This is a genomic window from Rhizobium sp. S152 (assembly GCF_030380735.1).
GTDB lineage: Bacteria > Pseudomonadota > Alphaproteobacteria > Rhizobiales > Rhizobiaceae > Rhizobium.
The window spans coordinates 323,408-342,773 of the sequence record NZ_JAUDRZ010000002.1 but is presented as its reverse complement, the minus strand read 5'-3'; the positions used below and the strand labels follow the sequence as shown (position 1 = coordinate 342,773).

Genomic DNA, 19,366 nt, shown 5'->3' with positions numbered 1-19,366 from the left:
GTCTAGTACCCGCCGCCGGCTCAGGGAATGGCGATCTCGACCGGCCGGTCGAGATCGCGCGCAATATACTCCTGGATCTGCCGGACGATCTGCGCGGCGTGATCGATCGCCAGCCGATCAGCGCGCTCGACATCGCCGGCTTCGATCGCCGCGATCATCTCCTCATGCTCGTCCACGTATTGGCGCGGCAGACGATCGTCGAAGGTCGAATAGTAGAGCCGGAGAATTCGCCGCCCCTCGTCCAGCAATCGGGCGAAGAAGGTCGTGTAGTAGGGGTTGCCGGCCAGTTCGGCGATGGCGACGTGAAACTCGCGGTTGGCCTCGATCATCGCATAGGCGTCATGGGCAACAACGGCATCGGCGAATTCTCTTTGGCGCGCTCGGACGCGCGCCATGATCTCGGGATCGCGCCGCCCGGCCGCACCACGCGTGGTCACGCGGTACATGAGGGTCAGCGCCTCGAAATATGTCGGTAGACCCGCGAAATCGATGACCGCAACGATCGTGCTGCGGTTGGGAAGCGTGGTGACGAGACCATCGGCGGCAAGCCGCAGCAGTGCTTCGCGGATCGGCGTTCGCGACATCCTGAACCGCTCGGAGAGCCTTACCTCGTCAAGCGGGCTGCCGGGCTCCAGTGCCATGGACAGGATTTCCTGGCGCAGGGTGACATAGACACTTTGCGTGCCCGAACCGCGCACCCGAACATTTTCCAAGTCATCGTCCCGCATATCCTGCCCTTCTTCGAACGCCGGACTCTACTATTTCCTTTTCACTGGTTTGAGCAAGACGACCGGCACGGCAATCGCGTTGTCTCTCAGACAAGCGCCATGGATCGACCATTCGCCGGATCGAACAGATGCATCTGGTTCATGTTGAACGAAAGCGGCATGGTCGACAGCGGACGCGGACTTTGCTCGGGATCGATGCAGGCGCAGAGATTTGCCTCTCCGATGCCGAAGTAGACCATGGTTTGCGGCCCCAGAGGCTCGACGAGATCAATCCGAGCCTCGACATCGGCGAAGCCCTGCCGGGCTTGGCGGCCAGAGATCGACTCCGGTCGAATGCCGAAAACAACGGGCTTTCCGGCATGGCGCGCATACTCGACCATCCGGGATACAGGCACAGGCAGTTCGCTTCCATCGGCCAGCTTTACGACCAGCCCTGAGCTGTCGCCAAGCAACGTCGCGGACATGAAGTTCATGGCGGGAGAGCCGATGAAGCCGGCGACGAACTGGCTGACCGGGCGATGGTAGAGTTCCTGCGGCGGGCCTGACTGCTCGATAATGCCACCGTTCATGACGACAACCCTGTCCGCCATCGTCATCGCCTCGATCTGGTCGTGGGTAACGTAGACCGTCGTTGTCGGCAGAAGCTGGTGCAGGCGCTTGATCTCGGTACGCATCTGGACGCGAAGCTTGGCGTCAAGGTTCGACAACGGCTCGTCGAACAGGAAGACCTTGGGATTGCGAACGATCGCGCGTCCCATGGCGACGCGCTGGCGCTGCCCGCCCGACAGTTGCCCGGGCCGGCGGCCAAGCAGCTCGGTGATATGAAGCGTTTCGGCAGCCCGCTCTATACGCGTCTCGATCTCGTTTTTCGCGAGCTTCTGCTGTTCCAGGCAAAAGGAGATGTTCTCCCGCACGGTCATATGCGGATAGAGCGCGTAGTTCTGGAAGACCATGGCGATGTCGCGCTTGCCCGGCCCAAGCCGGTTGACGACCTGATCGCCGATGACGATCTCGCCGCCGGTGATGTGCTCCAGTCCCGCGATCATCCGCAACGTCGTAGACTTGCCGCACCCCGAGGGCCCAACGAAGACGACGAACTCATTGTCCTCGATCTCCAGATTGATGCCGCGCACGGCCTCGTAGATGCCATAGGATTTGACGACGTTCTTCAGTGCCAAGGGTGCCATCGTGATCTCCTAGACTTCGTGCAGCCAGATCGCCATCGCGCCGGCTTCGCGGTTGGCCCAGAGGTGATAGGGAATTGCCTTGAAGGGGCGTGCCTTGAGGGCCGGCGATGCGGCACCATAAAGCGCATTTCCCCAGGCCGACGCATCGGCCTCGAGCGCAACGCCCTCAAGAACGGCCGCCCCGCCGAGTAGATCGGGCTCATACCGGGCGGCAATGTCGGATGCCGTCGGCAGACGAAGGCGCTGCGGCTCTGTGCCGAGGTCGACTTCCTCGACGCAATAGACCACGGGGCCACGTCGCAGCGCGACCCGCCCCGCGTCCTCGGAGACCGCGGGATGAGCGTAAAGGCGGTCGACCGGCATCTGCATCGCAATCCGCACCTCGTCGCCGTCAGTCCATTCGCGTTCGATCGATGCATAACCCTTCGTCACGCAGCCGCTCAAATCCACCGCCGCTCCATTGACCGACAGCTTGGCGTCACGGCACCAGCCGGGAATGCGTAGCCTGAGCGTAAAGCGGCTAGGACGATCGATTGCGAAGCGCAGCGCGACATCACCGTCCCATGGATAGCGCGTCTCCTGCTTTAAGCGGACGAAGCTCTCGCCGATGTTCAGTTCGGCCGCGTTCTCGCCATAGAGGTGCACGGCGAGTTCGTCCGGCTTGGTCGAATAGAAGTACTGACCGAGCGAGGTGATGAAGCGGGCAATGTTCGTGGGGCAGCAGGGGCAATAGTGCCATTTCCAGCGACGATGCTGGCCGTGGCTCTCAAGCACGTTCTCATAGAAATAATGCTCGCCGTCGCGCGAGATGCCGGAAAGCGCGCCGTTGAAAAGCACCGTCTCCAGCTTGTCCGTGAACTTGCCGTCGAGGTCGATCTGCGCCATGCGATGGCTCCAGAAGCCGAGCGCGACGGCGGCGCAGGTTTCGGCATAAGCCGTTTCGTTGGGCAGGTCGAATTCGCGGGTGAAACCTTCGTTCGAGGCCGACGGGCCGAGGCCACCGGTCACGTAGAGCTGGCGTCCCGTCAGATTGTCGAAGAGACGGTGACATGCCGCTTCCAGCGTCGGATCGCTGTTTTCGAACGCAAGGTCCGCCATGGCGGAGAAGAGGTACATGGCACGAACGGCGTGGCCCACGACCTGTTCCTGCTCGCGGACAGGCATATGCGCCTGACTGTAGGCGTAGGTTTGATAGACGTAATCCTCCGGCTTTTCGCCGCGCGCGATGGCTTCTCCATCGTAATAGGACGGCATCTGGCCGCGCTCGTCGACGAAGTAGGTGGCAAGTTCCAGATGGCGGGGATCGCGCGTCACCCGGTAAAGCTTGACGAGCGCCAGTTCGATCTCCTCGTGCGCGTCGTAACCTCGCAACTTTCCGGGCTCGCGGCCGAAGGTGTCGATGATGTGATCCACGGCGCGGATCATGACATCGAGAAAGCGCCGCTTTCCGGTGGCTTCGAAATAGGCCACCGCGCCTTCGAGCAGATGGCCCATCGAATACATCTCGTGAAGGTCGCGCAGGTTGGTCCAGCGCTTCTCCGGTTCGCGGCGAATGAACCAGCTGTTGAGATAGCCGTCGGTCATCTGCCCCTTTTCAAGTTTTGCGACGATGTCGTCGATCTTGGCCTCGATCTCCGGATTGGGATGAGCCTTCAGCGTGTAGCTTGCGGCCTCGATCCACTTGCCGAAGTCGGAATCGAAGAAGTGTTGCATCGAAAGGCCGCTGGGCTGGATCGGGCGGGCCAGCGGTCCGGCGGGCTTGTCGAAATCGAGAACCTCGAGAAAACCCTCCTCGTCGAGCCGCATGTGCTGGGTCGGGATGGTGACGTCACGGACTGTCCGGGTCCAGCTCTGCCAGAACCCTCCATCGAAGCTGACGCGGGCGTGGTCTGCCGGCACGTATCGCTGGGGCGCTTCCGGCAGGGCCGGTTGAACACGGGTGGATGTGGACATGAAGACTCCTTGGGCGGCTTGGCCGCGATTATTTCACGGCGCCGGCCGTCAGGCCGCGCACGTAGTAGCGTTGCAAAAGAAGGAAGAGGACGATGCAGGGGACCATGGTCACCGCGATGCCGGCCTGCAGCGCGCCCCAATCGATGATGCCATAGATCCCCGAGGATACGTTGACGAGCATGATCGGCAGCGTGAACTTGTTCTGATCGGACAGGAAAATCAGCGCCGCCAGGAACTCGTTCCAGGAATTGAGAAAGGCGAACATGGCGACGGTCGCGACGCCCGGAAGCGCGATCGGCAGCATGATCCGCCGCAGGATCGTCGTCTGCGAGGCGCCATCGATGCGGGCCGCCTCGATCAGCGCCTTCGGCACGGCGTCGAATGCGTTGCGCATCATGAACACCGAGAAAGGCAGCTGAAAGGTGACGTAGATCAGGACGAGGCCGAAGAGGTTGTTCTGCAGGCGGAAGAACTTGAGGATCAGGAACAGCGGCGTGAGGATCGACTGGAACGGGATCATCATCGTCGCCATGATCAGCACAAAAAGTATCGACTGACCGGGAAACCGAAACTTGGAGAAGCCGTAGCCGGCGGGCACAGAGACCAGCACGGTCAACAGCACCGTTCCAAGCGCGATCAGCACGGAATTGCCCGCATAGACGTACCAGCCGGCGCCGACATGCTCGAGCCGACGGTAATTTTCCAGTGAGAACGCCTTTGAGAACAGCGCCGCGGGGTTGGCCAGAGCCTCGGCCGCGGGTTTGAACGAATTGGCGAACGACCAGACGATCGGCATGATGAAGAAGATCGCGAAGATCACGGCCGCCAGAATGAAGGCAGCGTAGCCGAGCCACTCGCCGGCCGGCCGGGATCCCGTGTTTTGGGTCAAGCGGTCCATCAGCCCTCCTCCGGACGCTGGCGAAGAAAGACGAACTGGATCGTGCTGATCGCCACCAGAACGACAAGCAGGGCGAAGGAGATCGCCGAGCCGTAGCCAAGCCGATATGACGAGAACGAGGCGAGGTAGATGGAAAACACCGCCGAGATCGTGCTGTTCTCAGGTCCGCCCTGGGTGATGACGAAGAACTGGTCGAAAGCGAGCATCGACGAGGTGACGTTTAGCAGCAGCGCCAGAATGACGGAGTTGCGCATCAATGGCAGGGTAATGCGATGGAAACGGCTCCAGACATTGGCGCCATCGATCTTGGCAGCCTCGATCACGTCGCTGGAGATGCTTTGCAGCCCTGTCAGCAGGATGACCATCGTAAATCCGGCGGTCTTCCAGACCACCATCAGTATGATCACGGCCAGCGCCGGCCAGAAACTCTGTAGCGGACGCGGCGCGCTGTCGATCAGGCCGATCCCCCTCAGCAACTGGGCGAAGACGCCGTTATCGGGATTGAGCAGCCACATCCAGAGCGTCGAGGCGGCGCCGAAGCCGATAACCACGGGCATGAAATAGATCGTGCGAAAGAAGCCGGCAATACGCAACGGCCGGTCAACCAGCAGCGCCAGCGGAAAGGCGACAACGAAAATCGCCGTGGTGACGAGCCCCGTGTAGAGCAGCGTGAAACCGAAGGAGTGCCAGAGCTGCGTGTCGTTCATCAACTCGATGTAGTTGTCGAGACCGATGAACTTTGCCCGCCCGAGAAGCGGCCAATTGTAGAAGCTCATCCACACCGTCATCACGAGCGGCACTAGGAAGAGCACGACGATGAACAGGAAGCCCGGGAGGATGAACGCAAGGCCCAGCCATCCCTTTGGCTCGGCATCACCGGTCGATATTGCGGCCGTGCCGCGACGACGCACCGAGGATATCACGGCAACGCTCCCTTTTCGCTACTGCAAGTCAGATTTTGAAAAAGCGGGGCGCCTTGAAGCGCCCCACGAGATTATCCGATCATTCAGGGTTGGTCCGATCCAGGATGCGGGTGAAATCAGCCTGCGTCTTGGTGATCGTTCCGTCGACGTCGTCGCCGAAGATCGCGCCCTGGATGAGGTTCAGGAACGGACCGGTGCGGCTGACGAACAGCTCATCGGAAGAGAACGTGTACGGCGTGCGCGCCTTGGCCAGGATGTCGTAGGCGACAATATTGCGCTGGTCGAAGGAGGCGTATGCTTCCTTGGCGAGGTCGGTGCGCGAAGGCATGCCCGATTCCTTGGTGATGTAGACCTGCTGCTCCGGCTCCATGTAGAAGTTGACGAAGTCGAGAGCGACCTTCTTTTTCTCGTCGCTGATACCCTTCATGAGCGCCAAGGTGTCTCCCCCCGCAAAGCTCGACTCGCCACCCTTGGGACCGGGGATCGGAGCGACATTGAACTTCACGTCTGGATATTTCGAAGTCAGCAGGTTCACGATGTAGGAGCCGGTCATGAGAATGCCGACCTTGCCCGATGCAAAGGCTTCGACGGCGTTGTTGCCGTTGCCCGAGCGCGAGGTCGGATGAATGGCGCCGGCCTTCCACATGTCGCGATAGGCGGCAACCGTCTCCCGCAGAGCCGGCGTATCGACCGTCGCCGTCCTGCCGTCTTCGCTGAGCACATCGGCACCCGCTGCCCACAGATGCGGCAGGAAGTCGTAGATCAGCCAGCTGCCGGAATTGGCGACGAAATAGAATCCGTAGGTCTCGTTGCCAAGCGCCGCGATCTTCTTGGCATCGGCGGCGATCTCCTCCAGGGAGGCCGGCGCCTTATTGGGATCGAGTCCTGCCTTGCTGAACAGGTCGGTATTGTAAGCGATGATCGATGCATCAGGGAGAGCCGGGACGCCGTAGATCTTGCCGTCGTAGGTCGCGAGACGGATATGGGATGGGCTCATCGATGACGAATAGGGAGCGCCCTTGACGAAATCGGTGATGTCCTCAAGGCCATCGGCAGCGGCGAAGGTCGGAAGATAGATCAGGTCCAGCACCGCACCGTCAGGAGCGGCACCGCCGGCGATCGCCGCGCCGAGCTTCGGCACCATCTGTTCGGCGGTGATCTGGGTAACATTGATCTTGTCGGAATGCGACGCATTGTACTTGTCGGCAAGCCCCTGAAGGACAGCGCCGGACGACGTGCGCACCCAAAGAGTAAGCTCGGCAGCGTTGGCAAATGAAACGCTAGCCAGAAGAGAGAATGCGGAAAGCGTCAACTTTAACTTGAGCATGAAGGTTCCCCTTTTCTTTGTCGCCAGCAGCCTCCCGATGGCGTGGCCAAAACGTTAGTCGACATTTTTTTGGATGTCGACAGTATGTAGGCAGCTTTCCGCCATGAATCTGATAAAACCTTTTAACACCACGATTTTTTCTGCTAAAAGGTTTCGGCAAATACACTGAGGCTATGTGATTTGGTCGAAAAAGATATCCGAAGACGCACGATCCACGACGTCGCGAGAGCGGCGGGCGTCAGCATATCTACGGCCTCCAACGCGCTGAACGGCACCGGCCGAACCAATCCGGAAACGAGGGAACGCGTCAGGCGTGTAGCCGAGGACATCGGTTTTCGGCCCAACGCGCTGGCGCGCGGATTGCTCAGCAAGCGTAGCCATGCCATCGGCATCATCACCAACGACACCTACGGGCGACTGACGCTGCCGATGGCCGCCGGCGTCTCCGAGGTTTTGGTCGAAGAAGGGATGTCGGTGTTTCTCTGCGCGACGGACAACGATCCGCGGTTGGCAAAGCTTCATCTGGAAACGCTTCTCGACAGGCAGGTCGATGGCATCATCTTCACGGCGACGCGCATGGACCTGAAGCCGCCCATGGAATTGTCCCGGCTTCCGGTCCCTATCGTCTACGCGTTCGCCGAAGGTCCCGAGGACAGCGTCTCCTTCGTTCCCGACGACGCGCAGGGCGCGCGGCTCGCCGTCGAGCATCTTCTGCAAGCCGGCCGCTCGCGAATCCTGCACGTGACCGGCCCCGAAGACTATCTCGCCGCCAGAATCCGCGCCGCCTCTTATCGAGACGTGTTGGGAGAGCGCGCGGAGGTCATGTTCGGCGACTGGTCGGAGGAATGGGGACACGAGGCGATCCAGCGCGTCTTCGGCGGCGCCGGCCTCAAACCCGATGCGATTTTCTGCGGCAGCGACGAGATTGCCCGCGGTGTCATCGATGCCTTGCGCGATCTCGATCTGTCCATTCCCTCCGACATTGCGGTCGTCGGGTTCGACAACTGGGAAGTCGTGGCGCGGCAGACGCGGCCATCGCTGACGACGGTGGACATGGAACTCAAGGAACTCGGCCGCCAGGCCGGCCTCGCCATCCTCCAACTGTCGAAGCGCGAGGATATTCCGCCCGGTATCCGCCGCCTCCCATGCAGCCTGGTAACCCGTAAATCCTGCGGCGCAATATAGCGCGGGCATTTCCCGCGCCTTTCTCTTTGCTAGACGACCACTGTTGGAAAATGCGTACAGCGCGCTATCTCCCAAAGGGTCTCAACCTGAAGGGATTTCGACCATGCGCAGGCTTATCATCATGACCTCCCTCGTGGTCCTTGGCTTCGGCGGCGCGGCATTCGCGCAGGCCAACATGGGCATGGATGCCAGCGGGCGCTTCGACGGATCGCCGCCGCTCGGAACGGTGCCCGACGACCAGCAGACGGGCGGTGGCCTCTCGATCCCGATCGACAGTTTCACGACGGAGAGCACCGGCAACCCGAACAATATCCAGTGGACGCGCTGCCAGAAACGCACGGCGGGCGACGTCTCAACGCGCCAGGCGTGCATCGACAACCGGTAGACATTCGCCTCTGAACCGCGAAACGGCTTCGCCTTGCTTTGCAGGTTCGCAGCACAGGATTTTTTGTGCTAGGTGAGCCGCGCAAACGCGAGGCACACAATATGCTCCCCTGGATCCAGCTCGATTCCGCACCCATTCCCGGAGAAGCGGGGGAATTGCGCCTCAAGCAGCGCGGCAGCGAATTCTCGATCATGCTCGGCGCCAACGAGCTGATGAACAGCCGGCTCAGCGGCTCGGAAGAAGCGCTCGCAACGCTTACTTTCGACCGCATATCAGGCCGCCCCCGCCCGACGATGCTGATCGGCGGGCTTGGCATGGGGTTCACCCTGCGCGCAGCACTTGCCGTCCTCCCCAGAGACGCCAAAGTCACCGTTGCCGAACTCGTTCCCGCCGTCGTGCGCTGGGCACGCGGACCAATGACCGAGGTCTTCAAGGGCTGCTTGGACGATCCGAGAACGGTCGTTCATGAAGGCGACGTCGGCGAGCTGATCCGCTCCTCCAAGGCCACGTTCGACGCCATTCTTCTGGACGTCGACAACGGCCCGGACGGACTGACGCGTCAGTCGAACGACCGGATATACGATTTTTCCGGCCTGAAGGCCGCCCGCGACGCCTTGAAGCCCGGCGGCGTGCTCGCCGTCTGGTCGTCCGGCCCTGATCCGAAGTTCACACGCCGCCTGCGCGACAGCGGCTTTACAGCGGAAGCCATCAATGTGCGCGCGAACGGAAAACGTGGCGGCGCCCGCCACGTCATCTGGCTCGCGACGAAATAGGTCAGCGCTTCTGGACGCTGCGAGCAGCGGCGATTGCGCTGGCGGCACCAGCGCGCAGTTGCTGCGTATCGGCGCCGGCGATCACGAACTGGAAACCCATTTTCAGCAACGCGCCGGCGCGCTCGCCATTGCTGCCGAAGACGCAGGCGAACTTGCCGTGCGCCCGGCAGCGGGCGACAAGATGCTTGAGTACGGCATCCATGTCAGCCGTATCAGGAGCGAGCTTCGCGCCGTTCGAAAGCGCAATCGAGAGATCGGATGGGCCGATGAAAACGCCGTCGAGGCCATCGACGCGAAGTATCTCGTCGGCAGCGTCGAGCGCGACGCGGGTCTCGATCATGGCAATCGACAAGGTCTTCTCGTTGGCTGTCGCGAGGTAGTCGCTGCCGGAAAAGCCGCTATGGTTCATTGCCAGTGTCGGACCCCAGCTGCGCTCGCCGACCGGCGGATATTTGGTGGCCTTCACAAGCGCTTCGGCGTCCGCGACCGAATTGATCATCGGCGCGATGATGCCGGCCGCACCCGCATCCAGTAGCCGCGAGGCGGTTGCGAACTCGCCGACCGGGATGCGCGCCACCACCGGCTTGCCAGCCAGCCTGCCCTGCGCAATGCCGTTGGCTGCCGAGGTCATGTCCCACATGCCGTGCTGCATGTCGAGCACGACGGCGTCGAAAGCTTCCTGAGCCAGATGATTGACGAACAACGGGTCGGGAATGCCGATCCAGGCCGATATCAGCCCGGCATCCTCAGCCTTCACACGCTTGGCGAAGTCGTCGATCATCACTGCACTGCTCATGCCAGTCTCCTTTGCATCTCAGCCGGTCGCGAGTTGCTTTTCCTGATGAATTTGCTCGATGAAGGCCTTCTGCAGCAGAATGCCGTCCCATTCGTCGCTGAAGAAGGGTGAATCGTAGATCAGCGTATACGGCCCCTCATAGCCGGCGGCGCGGCAGGCCTCGAGGGACTTGCGGTAGTCGGCGGCGTCGAGGCCCGATGTATCGTATTCGGCCTTCGCGTGGCGGATTTCGGCGCGGCGCATGATGTCGGCAAGGCCGGCATATCGTGCCGGCGCGGCCCAGTTCCCGAGATCGCCATTGAGCCCGACCGTGCCATCGAGCGCGTCGAGCAGCCAGTTCATTTCCTTCGGCGAAGGCAGGAGAGCGAACCAGTTCTCGGTGACGACGCGGACCCCGCTTCCCTCCGCCTGCCCGGCGAGCCAGGCGAGATGTTTGGCCGATCGTTCAAGATTCTCAGCCGTCGGCGCCTGCTTGCCGGCGATGACGCGCATGTGCCTGGCGCCCAATGCAGACGCGATTCCGATCCATTCGGCGATCCAGCGGATGTCGCGTTCGGCGGTATCGGCATTGCTGGGATCACCATCCTCGACGAGCAGCGTCTGCAGCAGCACGCCGGCGCGATCCAGCGCGCCGCGCAACTGCGCGAGGTAGGCTGGATCGAGGCTCGGCAGATGAAACGAGCAGATTTCCAAGCGATACATGCCGCGTTCCGCAAGCCGCGCCGGGATATCCAGCAATGCAGCACCCTCCGGTCCATAGGTCTCGCGCCGCTCCCCACTTTTACCCGGGTCGGGGCTGTAGGGATAAGTCACCCCCAGAAGCCTGTGCAATGACCACGTTGACACCGCGAAGCGTCCATACTCCAAAGCCATCAACTCCTCCTCCAAAGTCGTGTCTCTATCTAGGCGGCAATCTCCCGGTCTCTCAACCGAAATCTCCTCGGATCATCGCCTCGGTCGAAAGTGCCGCAGAAAGAAGTGCCTCGTCGTCGCCGCCGACCGCCGACAGCAGGAAACCAACCGGCATCCCGGCATCGCCCGTGCCGCAAGGGATCGACACGCCGCACCAGTCAAGGAAGTTTCCTAACAGCGTGTTGCGCAGCGTTCTGGCGTTCGTCGCGAAGAAAAGGTCGTCATCCTTTTCGAGCGGCGCGATCGGCGGCGCGACGTGAGCGACCGATGGGTAGGCCACGAAGCTGCTTCCGATCAGGCGCCTTGCATCTGCGATCAGGCGCTCGCGCGCGTCGAGGATCGCAAGGTAATCGGGCAGGCTGATCTTTTCGCCAAGCCGCGTGCGCACAACCACACGATGGTCCATTTCGGCGGCCTGCGGACCGACAAGCCGCTCGCGATGCAAGGCGAACGCCTCAGCGGTAACGAGGGCACCGTGCTTCGCCATGACCGCGAGCAGATCGTCAAACGCGGGAATCTTGATGCGGCGGACCGATGCACCGGCGGTGGCGAGCCGCTCCAGCGCCGCCTCGAATGCCGCCACAACTCCGACTTCCGCACCGTCGAACACCACATTCTCGGGCACGACGATATCGATATCCTTCACCGCACGCAGCCCGATCGCCGACACGCTCTGTCCACGCATGGCCGCATCGACCCAGACCGCGTCCTGCACCGTGCGGCAAAGCGGTCCCAGCGAATCCAGCGTCTTAGACAACGGGAACACCCCGTCCATCGCATAGCGCCCATGCGTCGCCTTGTAGCCGACGATGCCGTTGAAGGCGGCGGGGATACGGACCGAGCCGCCGGTGTCCGTGCCCATCGCGACCGGCACCAGACCGGCGGCCACCGCCGCGCCGGCGCCCGAAGAGGATCCGCCGGTGATGCGCGGAACATCCGTCCCTCGCGGATTGCGCGGTGAGCCGTAATGCGGGTTGATACCAAGCCCCGAGAACGCGAATTCGCTCATATTGGTCCGGCCGATGGCGATCATACCAGCCTTTCTCAGCGTCGTGACAACTGCCGCATCCGTCGTAGCAGCGGGGCTGGCCTTGAAAATCCTCGATCCGGCCGTGGTCGCGATGCCTTCGATGTCGAAGAGATCCTTCCAGGCGACCGGAATGCCGTCGAGCAATCCGAGCGAACGACCAGCCTTCAACCGCGCCGACGATGCCCGCGCCTCCTCAATCGCCCGGTCTTTCAGCAGCACCGTGAAAATGGCGGGGTCGCCATGTGTGGCGATAGCGTCGAAGACACTCTCGGCCACCTCGACCGGATCGACAGCGCCGCGTTGAATAAGGAGCGATAGTTGCGCGATCGACATCGCACCGAAGGAGTTCGCCATAACGATATCCATGAACCTGCAGACAACAGACCTAAGCCGAATTTCGTCGTCAAGCCAAGCCCTTAAACCTGATTGAACCGATTGGTTCGATTTTATGAACAGTGAGTTCGGCGATCTGGTCTTCTAATCCGGCCTCATCGGGCACACATGCAGCCTGCCTGACGGAAGCCGCGACACATCGCCTGATGAACGGGGCTGATACCGAATTGGCGGGAGTAAAAAAGATGACAATTTTCGAGAACGATAATTCCACCCACTGCGACGCCATCAGATTTTCAGCGGACACGGAACAAAGCGGTTCAGCCGGGCGAGCCTATGCGGAGCGGGTGACTGCCAACCGCCCGACGATTGCCGAGCGTTTTATCATCGTCGCTGCGCTCCTGCTATTGAGCGCCGCCGGAGTGATGGCCCACTTCGCCGGACCGGCGGGTTCTTCGATCGACAATGCGACGGTCGGATCGGTTTCGGAAACGGTCGGCTCTGCTTCCTTTATGCCTGCCGATCTGGACTTCTGCCGCGAGCACAGCCCCTACGCCGACCGGTCTTGCTGATCAGCCGACTGCGATCAGTATTCGGGCCGCATTTCCGGCTCACCTGCGCGGTCATCCAGCTCGGACTGGGCGGCGTTCAGGGTTTCTTCCTCGCTCGGAAAAGGCCGACTGTCGACCGGCGGCAGCTCTCCGTTCAGATCGGATACGCGATAGAACCAGCGCTCGTTTGCCTGCTTGATCGTCAGCCGAAAACGACCGTGACTGGCATAAGCCTGCCCGGCGTCGTCACGTTGCCATCGTCCTCTGGCATAACTCATCTTCTTTCTGAAGAAGCGCATTTCCGTCATTCTTTCGCGAAACTTCGATCGCATCAAAATACGATCTTTGATTTGCATGATAAACGCCTGATGCTCTCAATGGTTTCAGAGTTATTATCTTCACCCTAAGCGCCGGCCTCGCGCACAAGCACTTTTACAACCTGACGCCACACTCGACCTGCGATGCTCTCGCCTTTGCCCCTGAGAGTGACGACGCCTCGAACCGTCTGCTGCGGCGACGGGCCTCCGACATCGACGGTAATGGCATATTGTGCCGAAACAGGACTGAGCCGCATGCGTTCATGGGTGTTCTGTGGATGAACCGCGATCTCGCCGTGAAACTCGGACGTGAGTTGCGGGATGTCGACTTCGTCGGCGCCCGACGATGCGACGGACGTCAGGACGGCGGGCATCGCGGCAAGGGTGAGATCGTCTGGCACGAACCAGCCTTCGGCGCCCATTTCCAGCCGCCCCCGATCCGATCCGCTGACATAGCCGCGCGCGGCAGTGGCCGAGGCATCCGATACCGTCGCCAGTTGATCCTTGCGGCTGATCCAGCGCCCCACGTGAATTTCCGGCGCCATATCGACGATGATTCCGTCAAATGGCGCGCGCACGACGAGCGAAGTCTGACGTCGGGCGAGCCCGTCCCGCTTGGTCTCAAGTGCTGCCAATTGCGACTGCAGGATGCCCCGATCGATCAGATTTTGCGGGTCGGCAAGCACACGCGCCAGCTTGTAGCCAGTCAGTTCCGCCTCGATCTCGGTGGTGTGAAGCTCCTGCTGCAGTTCGGGCCGGCTGATCACGAAGAGGACATCGCCCTTTCTCACGACGGCGCCGCGCTTCGCCTCTATCTTCTCGATCTTTCCCGGCTCCATCGGAAACAGTCTTGCGAAGACATTGGGGTAGAGCACGGCCGGAGCCGAGACGTTTTTGAAAATCGGCAAGGAAACCAGCAAGATGAGGCCGATGAAAACAGCAAATGACAGGTAGGTTCGCCGGCTTGCCTTGATGTCATGGCGCATCTGCCACCACTCCCGCAGTTCGGACCAGACAGGTCGAATGATGAAAAAACCGATCTCAACGGCAAACAGCATCACGCCCACGATCTTGATCGTGAAGTGATAGACGAGAAGCGCGATGCCGAAATAGAGGAACAGCCGATAGATCGCCGTGGCGATCGCATAGAGTGTGACGGCGAGATCGAGCTTCGGCCCGAAACGATCCGGACTCTCCTCGTCGGTGTTGAAAAGCAGGTGGCGGATACGCCAGCGCAAATGTCTGAAGGCGCGCGGCTGCAGATTTTCGACGCCGAGCAGATCGGCGAAGATGTAGTAGCCGTCAAACCGCATGAACGGGTTGAGGTTGACGATCAGGCTGAGCACCCAGCCAGTAGCCGCGAGCACGAAGGCCGCCGATCGCAGCGGTCCATCCGGAAGGAATACCCAGAAAAGCAGCGCGTAGACCGCGATGTGAATCTCGGTGAGCACACCCGCCATGTCGATCTTGAGGCGATCGAACCGCGACTTCAGCCGCCAGGCATCGCTGACATCGGTATAGAGCAACGGCACCAGCACCATGAAGGCAATGCCCATTGTCGGTACCCGGCAGCCATGCCTGCGCGCCACATAGGCGTGCCCCAGTTCGTGCATCGACTTGATGAAGCCGACCGAAATCACGGAGATCACCAGCCCCTCAAGGGTGAAGACATAGGGAAAGGTCCCGATGAACGCGTCCCATTGGCGCGAGACGAGATAGAGGCCGAGCAATGCCGCCAGCACCGTCAGAGTTTGGAAAACCGGGCTGAAGACGAACTCCACATAAGGCGCCGTGCGCCGGATGAAACGATCCGGGCGCACGAGCGGTATGCGGAAAAAAAGATAGTTGTGAATAAGCCGCATGAAGAGCGAGTGGCGCTTCGTGGCGCCTGCATGCAACGCGCGCCACGAGCCCACCATGGGTTCGCTGACGAAAAAGCTCGCCTCCAGCATCCGCATGGCAGCCTGCACCTCTTCCTGATCCGGCTGCCGCCCGAATTTTGCTTCCACCGCCTGAACGAGGCCGCGCATGGAGCGGGCGACATTCCAGAGGCTCAGCAGCTGAAACATCTCGAACGTGATGCGGAAGAAGCGGTTCCGGATCGGGTCGAGCACGATCCACACCGGCTCGCCGGAAAGGCTCGTTCCGCCACGCACGATCTGCAGATCCTCTCGCAGAGCCGGAAGCCTGAGATCCTGCGGGACCGTGTTCACAGTCCCAACCGCTGCCGGATCACGGCAATCGGTCTCCTGAAGAGATAGTAGGCAAGCGGCACCTTGTCGCCGAAGATCTGCGACGTGCCGCGAATACCGAGACGCAGAGTGTCTTCCGTAGTGCCATCGAAACCGGCATAGACGCGATAGGCAAGGACGTTGCCTTCGATCATCTGCGGATCGAAGGAGGAGGACAGCGTCTTCGCGTCGACCGGTCTCAGCGGATTGGAATCGAGGAAGGCGCTAACGCGGGCGCCATTCCGGACGGCTATCGCATCTGCGACAGGCACGTCGATGCGCAACTGTACCCGGTCGGGATCGGCAACTTCCATCACGCGTTCCCCGATCGATACCGGCCGCCCGATCCAATCCCGCTTGTCCGTGAAGATCACGACGCCATCCGTCTCGGCATTGACATGCGAACGCGCCAGCATGTCGGCCGCATAATCTCGCTTGGCCTCGGCCACGCTGAGTTCGCTGCGGGTCACGGCAAGATCGCGGCGCGCCTCGCCATCCGCGATGGCGCGCTGGCTGATCTGCATCAGCCGTGCCTGAGCAACCTTCACGTCCTGTTCGGCAACCTGGAACTCATTGCGAAGCGCGGTGTCCGCCAGCCGAAACAGTGGCTGCCCCTTGGTGACGCGCTCGTTGGGGTTGACCATGATCTCTTCGATGGCGCCATCCAGCGGCGCTGCCACGATCTCCGGCGCCACCGGCACCACCTCGCTCGGAGCCAGAACGGTCATATGGACCGGCACGAACATCGCGGCCACGGCAATGATTGCCGCTACCGCAAGCAAGGGTTTGATGGGCACGTTGCGTTTCAGCCGCCGCGGCCCACTCAGCGCGCGCCAGGCATGGGCATAGGTTTCAGCCAGCCGGTTGGCGAGCAGCAGATCAGCCTCTTGCCAGGGCATGTCGCGCGCCAGAAGCATGCCCGCGAAGACGTGACCGTCGCGAAGGCGGAACGGTAGCCAAGCCATGAAGGGAAATGGATAGCTGTCCTGCTCGATCTCGCCCGCGGGGCAATAGGCAGGAAGGGCGAAGGCCTTGATCTCTGAAAGCCCGGCCTGCTTTTGAAGCTCCCTCATCAGGCTCTCGATGAAGCGTATGCGCGGCGAGTTTCGATCCACCGCGCCGATCGACGAGACTGTTTCCACCTTGATTGCGCCGCGTGAAACGGACAGGACGAAAATCTGGCGCGCCTTCGTCAGCTTCATCGTTTCGTTGGCGATCAGGAACCGCAACTCGGCGACGCTGTCGACGCGCCGGGCCTCCGCCTCTATCCGCAGCAGCACCTCGTAAGCCTGGCCCCCCGCGGGTGCGGTATGCTGCAGCTTTATCGGCTCGCCGAGCGGCTTTTCCGTCCCTTGCATAACTCGACCTACTCGCCTTGGCTCTTGAACAACGTTGGCCCACTCATTCCCGGCAGAACGCCTGTCGCCTGCCCCGAAAACCGACCGGTCACCTTGACCGTCTGGCTCACGGGGTCGACCGTCGCGCCGACGCGGATGATCTCGACGGGAAGCGTGGTGCCGGTTTCATCGACATTGAGCGCGAACTCCTCCCCGTCCCGCAGCCAACGGAGCCAAACGGAAGGGACCAGCACATCGACGAGCAGATCGTTGCTCGCGACGATATGCATGATCGGGCGGCTCGGCTCCGGCGTTTCGTGCGCGTGGGACGGCATGGCGCCGATCCGGCCATCGAAGGGTGCGGCGATGGTGCAACGTCCCAGTTTGCTGCGATAGGCATCGGCCTCGCCGGCGGCCTGGTTGGCCTTGGCGCGAGACATCTCCACCTCGAACTTGCCGGCGGCATTGGAGCGCGCCAGCCTCTCGTCGTTGGCGACGGCGATCTGAGCCGCGGCAAGCGCCGCCTCGGCCGATTTGAGCTGCGCCTGGATGTCCCCGCATTCAAAGGTAGCGAGCACATCGCCCTTCCTGAAGCTGTCCCCTTCCTTGAAGGGCAGCGTTGCGATGGGGTAACCGAGATCGCTTGAGATGGAGGCCTCGTCGGCGGCGCGAACGATGCCGCGCAGCCCTTCCAGCGAACTATCCCGATTTGCCGCTTCATCGCCCGCCGCGAGCGCGCTGCCTGCTACCAGAACGAGGACCGGCAGGATGGACGCCATCATTCGCTTCATTGCGGGCTCCTTCCGCGGCCGTTTATTTGGCCGCAACGAGTTCAGTCTTGTGCTCCCCGCGCTCCAGCCACATCTCCCTCAACTCGCCGGCCATCTGCTTGACGGGCTGATCGGTGCTGAGCGTCTGCGGGAACGGATCGATACCGAGGGACGCGTAGATATTCGCGTAGGCGTTCTGCAGGTCGGCATAGGCCATATCGAGCTTCGCATCGGCGAGAAGTGCGTTCATCTCCTCGCGGATGAGCATCTGCTCGCTGGTCTTTTGCGCGTCCGTTTCGGTGCGAACCTGCGTCAGGATACGGTGGGAGACGCTCGATAGCGCCGCCGCGGTGCCGTAGGACTTTTTCAGATGGGCGTAGCGGGCGCGGCTGATATGGACCTGCGTCATCACAGCCATGGCAACGGACAGAGACCGGGTGTCGAGCACCTCTTTCTGCGCGTCGATCTTCTTGACGACGGCGGGCATGGTGGCGAGCTTCATCAGGTTGAAGCTGACCTTGGCACCCCAGGATACCCAATCGTTGGTGGCGATGAACTCGTTCGAATCATAGTTCGGACCGGCATAGAAATTGATGCCCGGCAGCAGGTCGAGCAAGGCCGCGTCGACCTCGCGTTCGTTGATCCGCAACCGGTAGGAAATCTCGCGCATCTCCGGGCGGTTCGTGGCGGCGATGTTGAACATCTCCTCCGACGTGTAGGTCAGCTTCAGCTGCGTATCGCGCCGCTTCGGCGCTTCGAGAGTGAACGGCGTGCCCGGCTTGACGTTCATGAGCGAGGAAAGCTGCGTCTTCGCGACCAGCAGTTCGCCTTCCAGCAACTCGACCTCGCGCTTGATCTCGATCAGCTCGCGCTCGTAGGTCAAAGCCACCAGCGGCGACGTTTCGCCGTTGGACGAGAGATTGCGCGTATCCTTCAGCGCCCGTGCGACACGGCCCTCAAGCGCGCGCATCCGTCCGACCAGACGCTGGTAGCTGACAGCGCGCCAATAGGCGGTGCGAACGTCCTCGATCACCTTATTGACCATGCGGCGTTTCATCTCGTTCTGGACGAGCACTTCGTCGGTCGCCTGCTTGGCGCGGACATAGGAGAGACCGAAATCGAGGATGTTCCAGGACGCCGTCAGATCGGCCGTGACGATGCTATCATCGCGAGTAGACGGCTCGCTCGCATCCGGTTCACTGCGACCTGCATAACCAGCCCCCGCCACAATTTTTGGGAGAGCTGAGTAACTAACAAGATCAGCCTCTCTCATCTTCAGCGCCGCTTCCATGACCTCCACCTTCGTATCGAGGTTGTACTTTAAGGCTCTCGCCATCGCTTCGTACAAATCGATCGTATTGGAGATGGGCTCCTGGTTGGCTGTGGCAAGGGCGAGCTTCTCTGTACCGAAGCTAGCATGCGCTTCCGGGGGTAGCGGCTTGGGCGTGACCGTACATCCTGTCGCTATAAGACTGACGGAAACTACGAGAAATACTGGAATTTTCATCAACGACGTTCCTCGAACCTGTCCGCATGCGACCAATAGGTGAGGTAGCCAACATCAGCGGATATGCAAATTACTGGGCGAAAATTCGCCGGCGTTGACGACAAATCAGAACCAAAAGCCCTCGCCGATCATTGTTAAGTCTTTGCGAACATGGTTAATCGAGACTTAACAAAACACAATTTTTCGGGGTATTATTCGTTTTGCCTCCCCAGAAGGTGTGTCG

At 61.3% G+C, this 19,366-nt stretch carries 18 protein-coding genes; 4 read left to right on the top strand and 14 right to left on the bottom strand.

Annotated features, from left to right (window positions below; translation table 11 throughout):
* Nucleotides 1–20 precede the first annotated feature (20 nt).
* From QTL95_RS02840 to QTL95_RS02815, 6 genes are all read right to left on the bottom strand, one after another.
* The gene (locus QTL95_RS02840) at nt 21–728 is read right to left on the bottom strand and encodes a GntR family transcriptional regulator (RefSeq protein WP_289718444.1); all 708 of its coding nucleotides are present in this window, start codon (nt 726–728) and stop codon (nt 21–23) included.
* A gap of 86 nt (nt 729–814) precedes the next feature.
* A complete protein-coding gene (locus QTL95_RS02835) occupies nt 815–1,915 on the bottom strand; it encodes an ABC transporter ATP-binding protein (RefSeq protein ID WP_289718443.1) in 1,101 nt (366 codons plus the stop codon).
* A 9-nt stretch (nt 1,916–1,924) separates the two neighbouring features.
* A complete protein-coding gene (locus QTL95_RS02830) occupies nt 1,925–3,868 on the bottom strand; it encodes a glycoside hydrolase family 127 protein (RefSeq protein WP_289718442.1) in 1,944 nt (647 codons plus the stop codon).
* A gap of 28 nt (nt 3,869–3,896) precedes the next feature.
* Nucleotides 3,897–4,766, bottom strand: coding sequence for a carbohydrate ABC transporter permease (locus tag QTL95_RS02825; protein ID WP_289718441.1), 870 nt, complete (start codon nt 4,764–4,766; stop codon nt 3,897–3,899).
* The gene (locus QTL95_RS02820) at nt 4,766–5,686 is read right to left on the bottom strand and encodes a carbohydrate ABC transporter permease (RefSeq protein ID WP_289718792.1); all 921 of its coding nucleotides are present in this window, start codon (nt 5,684–5,686) and stop codon (nt 4,766–4,768) included. The genes QTL95_RS02825 and QTL95_RS02820 overlap by 1 nt, the downstream gene beginning before the upstream one ends.
* Before the next feature lie 82 nt (nt 5,687–5,768).
* Nucleotides 5,769–7,016: an ABC transporter substrate-binding protein gene (locus QTL95_RS02815; RefSeq protein ID WP_289718440.1), complete on the bottom strand. Its 1,248-nt coding sequence runs from the start codon at nt 7,014–7,016 to the stop codon at nt 5,769–5,771.
* Nucleotides 7,017–7,196: 180 nt separating this feature from the next.
* On the opposite strand from QTL95_RS02815, the gene QTL95_RS02810 reads away from it, so the two are divergent.
* The 3 genes from QTL95_RS02810 to QTL95_RS02800 all read left to right on the top strand — a co-directional run bounded on the left by QTL95_RS02810 (nt 7,197) and on the right by QTL95_RS02800 (nt 9,359).
* Entirely contained in the window at nt 7,197–8,201 is a 1,005-nt protein-coding gene (locus QTL95_RS02810) for a LacI family DNA-binding transcriptional regulator (protein WP_289718439.1), read from the top strand.
* A gap of 103 nt (nt 8,202–8,304) precedes the next feature.
* Complete coding sequence (locus QTL95_RS02805; protein ID WP_289718438.1) at nt 8,305–8,586, top strand: hypothetical protein; 282 nt, start codon at nt 8,305–8,307, stop codon at nt 8,584–8,586.
* Between the two features lie 101 nt (nt 8,587–8,687).
* Complete coding sequence (locus QTL95_RS02800; RefSeq protein ID WP_289718437.1) at nt 8,688–9,359, top strand: spermidine synthase; 672 nt, start codon at nt 8,688–8,690, stop codon at nt 9,357–9,359.
* Nucleotide 9,360: 1 nt separating this feature from the next.
* Here the strand turns inward: QTL95_RS02800 and QTL95_RS02795 are convergent, their stop codons facing one another.
* From QTL95_RS02795 to QTL95_RS02785, 3 genes are read right to left on the bottom strand one after another with little or no spacing between them, the layout of a single operon-like run.
* Nucleotides 9,361–10,155 (bottom strand): HpcH/HpaI aldolase family protein, encoded by a 795-nt coding sequence (locus QTL95_RS02795; protein WP_289718436.1) that lies wholly within the window; start codon nt 10,153–10,155, stop codon nt 9,361–9,363.
* Between the two features lie 18 nt (nt 10,156–10,173).
* The gene (locus tag QTL95_RS02790) at nt 10,174–11,028 is read right to left on the bottom strand and encodes a sugar phosphate isomerase/epimerase family protein (RefSeq protein WP_442981244.1); all 855 of its coding nucleotides are present in this window, start codon (nt 11,026–11,028) and stop codon (nt 10,174–10,176) included.
* A gap of 52 nt (nt 11,029–11,080) precedes the next feature.
* Nucleotides 11,081–12,451, bottom strand: a complete 1,371-nt coding sequence (locus tag QTL95_RS02785) for an amidase (RefSeq protein WP_289718434.1) — start codon at nt 12,449–12,451, stop codon at nt 11,081–11,083.
* Nucleotides 12,452–12,675: 224 nt separating this feature from the next.
* Between QTL95_RS02785 and QTL95_RS02780 the strand changes: the two genes are divergently transcribed.
* Nucleotides 12,676–13,002 (top strand): hypothetical protein, encoded by a 327-nt coding sequence (locus tag QTL95_RS02780; protein WP_289718433.1) that lies wholly within the window; start codon nt 12,676–12,678, stop codon nt 13,000–13,002.
* A gap of 14 nt (nt 13,003–13,016) precedes the next feature.
* On the opposite strand, the gene QTL95_RS02775 is transcribed toward QTL95_RS02780, so the two are convergent.
* Genes QTL95_RS02775 through QTL95_RS02755 form a run of 5 tightly spaced genes read right to left on the bottom strand, consistent with a single transcriptional unit; the run spans nt 13,017 to nt 19,143 of the window.
* The gene (locus QTL95_RS02775; RefSeq protein WP_289718432.1) at nt 13,017–13,337 is read right to left on the bottom strand and encodes a hypothetical protein; all 321 of its coding nucleotides are present in this window, start codon (nt 13,335–13,337) and stop codon (nt 13,017–13,019) included.
* Between the two features lie 47 nt (nt 13,338–13,384).
* Nucleotides 13,385–15,511: an HlyD family efflux transporter periplasmic adaptor subunit gene (locus QTL95_RS02770; RefSeq protein ID WP_289718431.1), complete on the bottom strand. Its 2,127-nt coding sequence runs from the start codon at nt 15,509–15,511 to the stop codon at nt 13,385–13,387.
* Nucleotides 15,508–16,887 carry an efflux RND transporter periplasmic adaptor subunit gene (locus QTL95_RS02765; RefSeq protein WP_289718430.1) on the bottom strand — a complete coding sequence of 460 codons (1,380 nt, stop codon included), beginning with the start codon at nt 16,885–16,887 and terminating at the stop codon, nt 15,508–15,510. Before QTL95_RS02765 ends, QTL95_RS02770 begins: the two co-directional genes overlap by 4 nt.
* An 8-nt stretch (nt 16,888–16,895) precedes the next feature.
* Nucleotides 16,896–17,657, bottom strand: coding sequence for an efflux RND transporter periplasmic adaptor subunit (locus tag QTL95_RS02760; RefSeq protein WP_289718429.1), 762 nt, complete (start codon nt 17,655–17,657; stop codon nt 16,896–16,898).
* Nucleotides 17,658–17,679: 22 nt separating this feature from the next.
* Nucleotides 17,680–19,143 (bottom strand): TolC family protein, encoded by a 1,464-nt coding sequence (locus tag QTL95_RS02755; protein WP_289718428.1) that lies wholly within the window; start codon nt 19,141–19,143, stop codon nt 17,680–17,682.
* Nucleotides 19,144–19,366: the final 223 nt, after the last annotated feature.

Excerpts from the sequence above, each read along its gene's own strand:
- QTL95_RS02775 (WP_289718432.1), bottom strand. The coding sequence starts at position 13,337 with ATGCAAATCAAAGATCGTATTTTGATGCGATCGAAGTTTCGCGAAAGA.
- QTL95_RS02840 (WP_289718444.1), bottom strand. The coding sequence starts at position 728 with ATGCGGGACGATGACTTGGAAAATGTTCGGGTGCGCGGTTCGGGCACG.
- QTL95_RS02795 (WP_289718436.1), bottom strand. The coding sequence starts at position 10,155 with ATGAGCAGTGCAGTGATGATCGACGACTTCGCCAAGCGTGTGAAGGCT.
- QTL95_RS02785 (WP_289718434.1), bottom strand. The coding sequence starts at position 12,451 with ATGGCGAACTCCTTCGGTGCGATGTCGATCGCGCAACTATCGCTCCTT.
- QTL95_RS02780 (WP_289718433.1), top strand. The coding sequence starts at position 12,676 with ATGACAATTTTCGAGAACGATAATTCCACCCACTGCGACGCCATCAGA.
- QTL95_RS02790 (WP_442981244.1), bottom strand. The coding sequence starts at position 11,028 with ATGGCTTTGGAGTATGGACGCTTCGCGGTGTCAACGTGGTCATTGCAC.
- QTL95_RS02830 (WP_289718442.1), bottom strand. The coding sequence starts at position 3,868 with ATGTCCACATCCACCCGTGTTCAACCGGCCCTGCCGGAAGCGCCCCAG.
- QTL95_RS02800 (WP_289718437.1), top strand. The coding sequence starts at position 8,688 with ATGCTCCCCTGGATCCAGCTCGATTCCGCACCCATTCCCGGAGAAGCG.
- QTL95_RS02835 (WP_289718443.1), bottom strand. The coding sequence starts at position 1,915 with ATGGCACCCTTGGCACTGAAGAACGTCGTCAAATCCTATGGCATCTAC.
- QTL95_RS02805 (WP_289718438.1), top strand. The coding sequence starts at position 8,305 with ATGCGCAGGCTTATCATCATGACCTCCCTCGTGGTCCTTGGCTTCGGC.
- QTL95_RS02755 (WP_289718428.1), bottom strand. The coding sequence starts at position 19,143 with ATGAAAATTCCAGTATTTCTCGTAGTTTCCGTCAGTCTTATAGCGACA.
- QTL95_RS02815 (WP_289718440.1), bottom strand. The coding sequence starts at position 7,016 with ATGCTCAAGTTAAAGTTGACGCTTTCCGCATTCTCTCTTCTGGCTAGC.
- QTL95_RS02760 (WP_289718429.1), bottom strand. The coding sequence starts at position 17,657 with ATGAAGCGAATGATGGCGTCCATCCTGCCGGTCCTCGTTCTGGTAGCA.
- QTL95_RS02825 (WP_289718441.1), bottom strand. The coding sequence starts at position 4,766 with ATGGACCGCTTGACCCAAAACACGGGATCCCGGCCGGCCGGCGAGTGG.
- QTL95_RS02765 (WP_289718430.1), bottom strand. The coding sequence starts at position 16,887 with ATGCAAGGGACGGAAAAGCCGCTCGGCGAGCCGATAAAGCTGCAGCAT.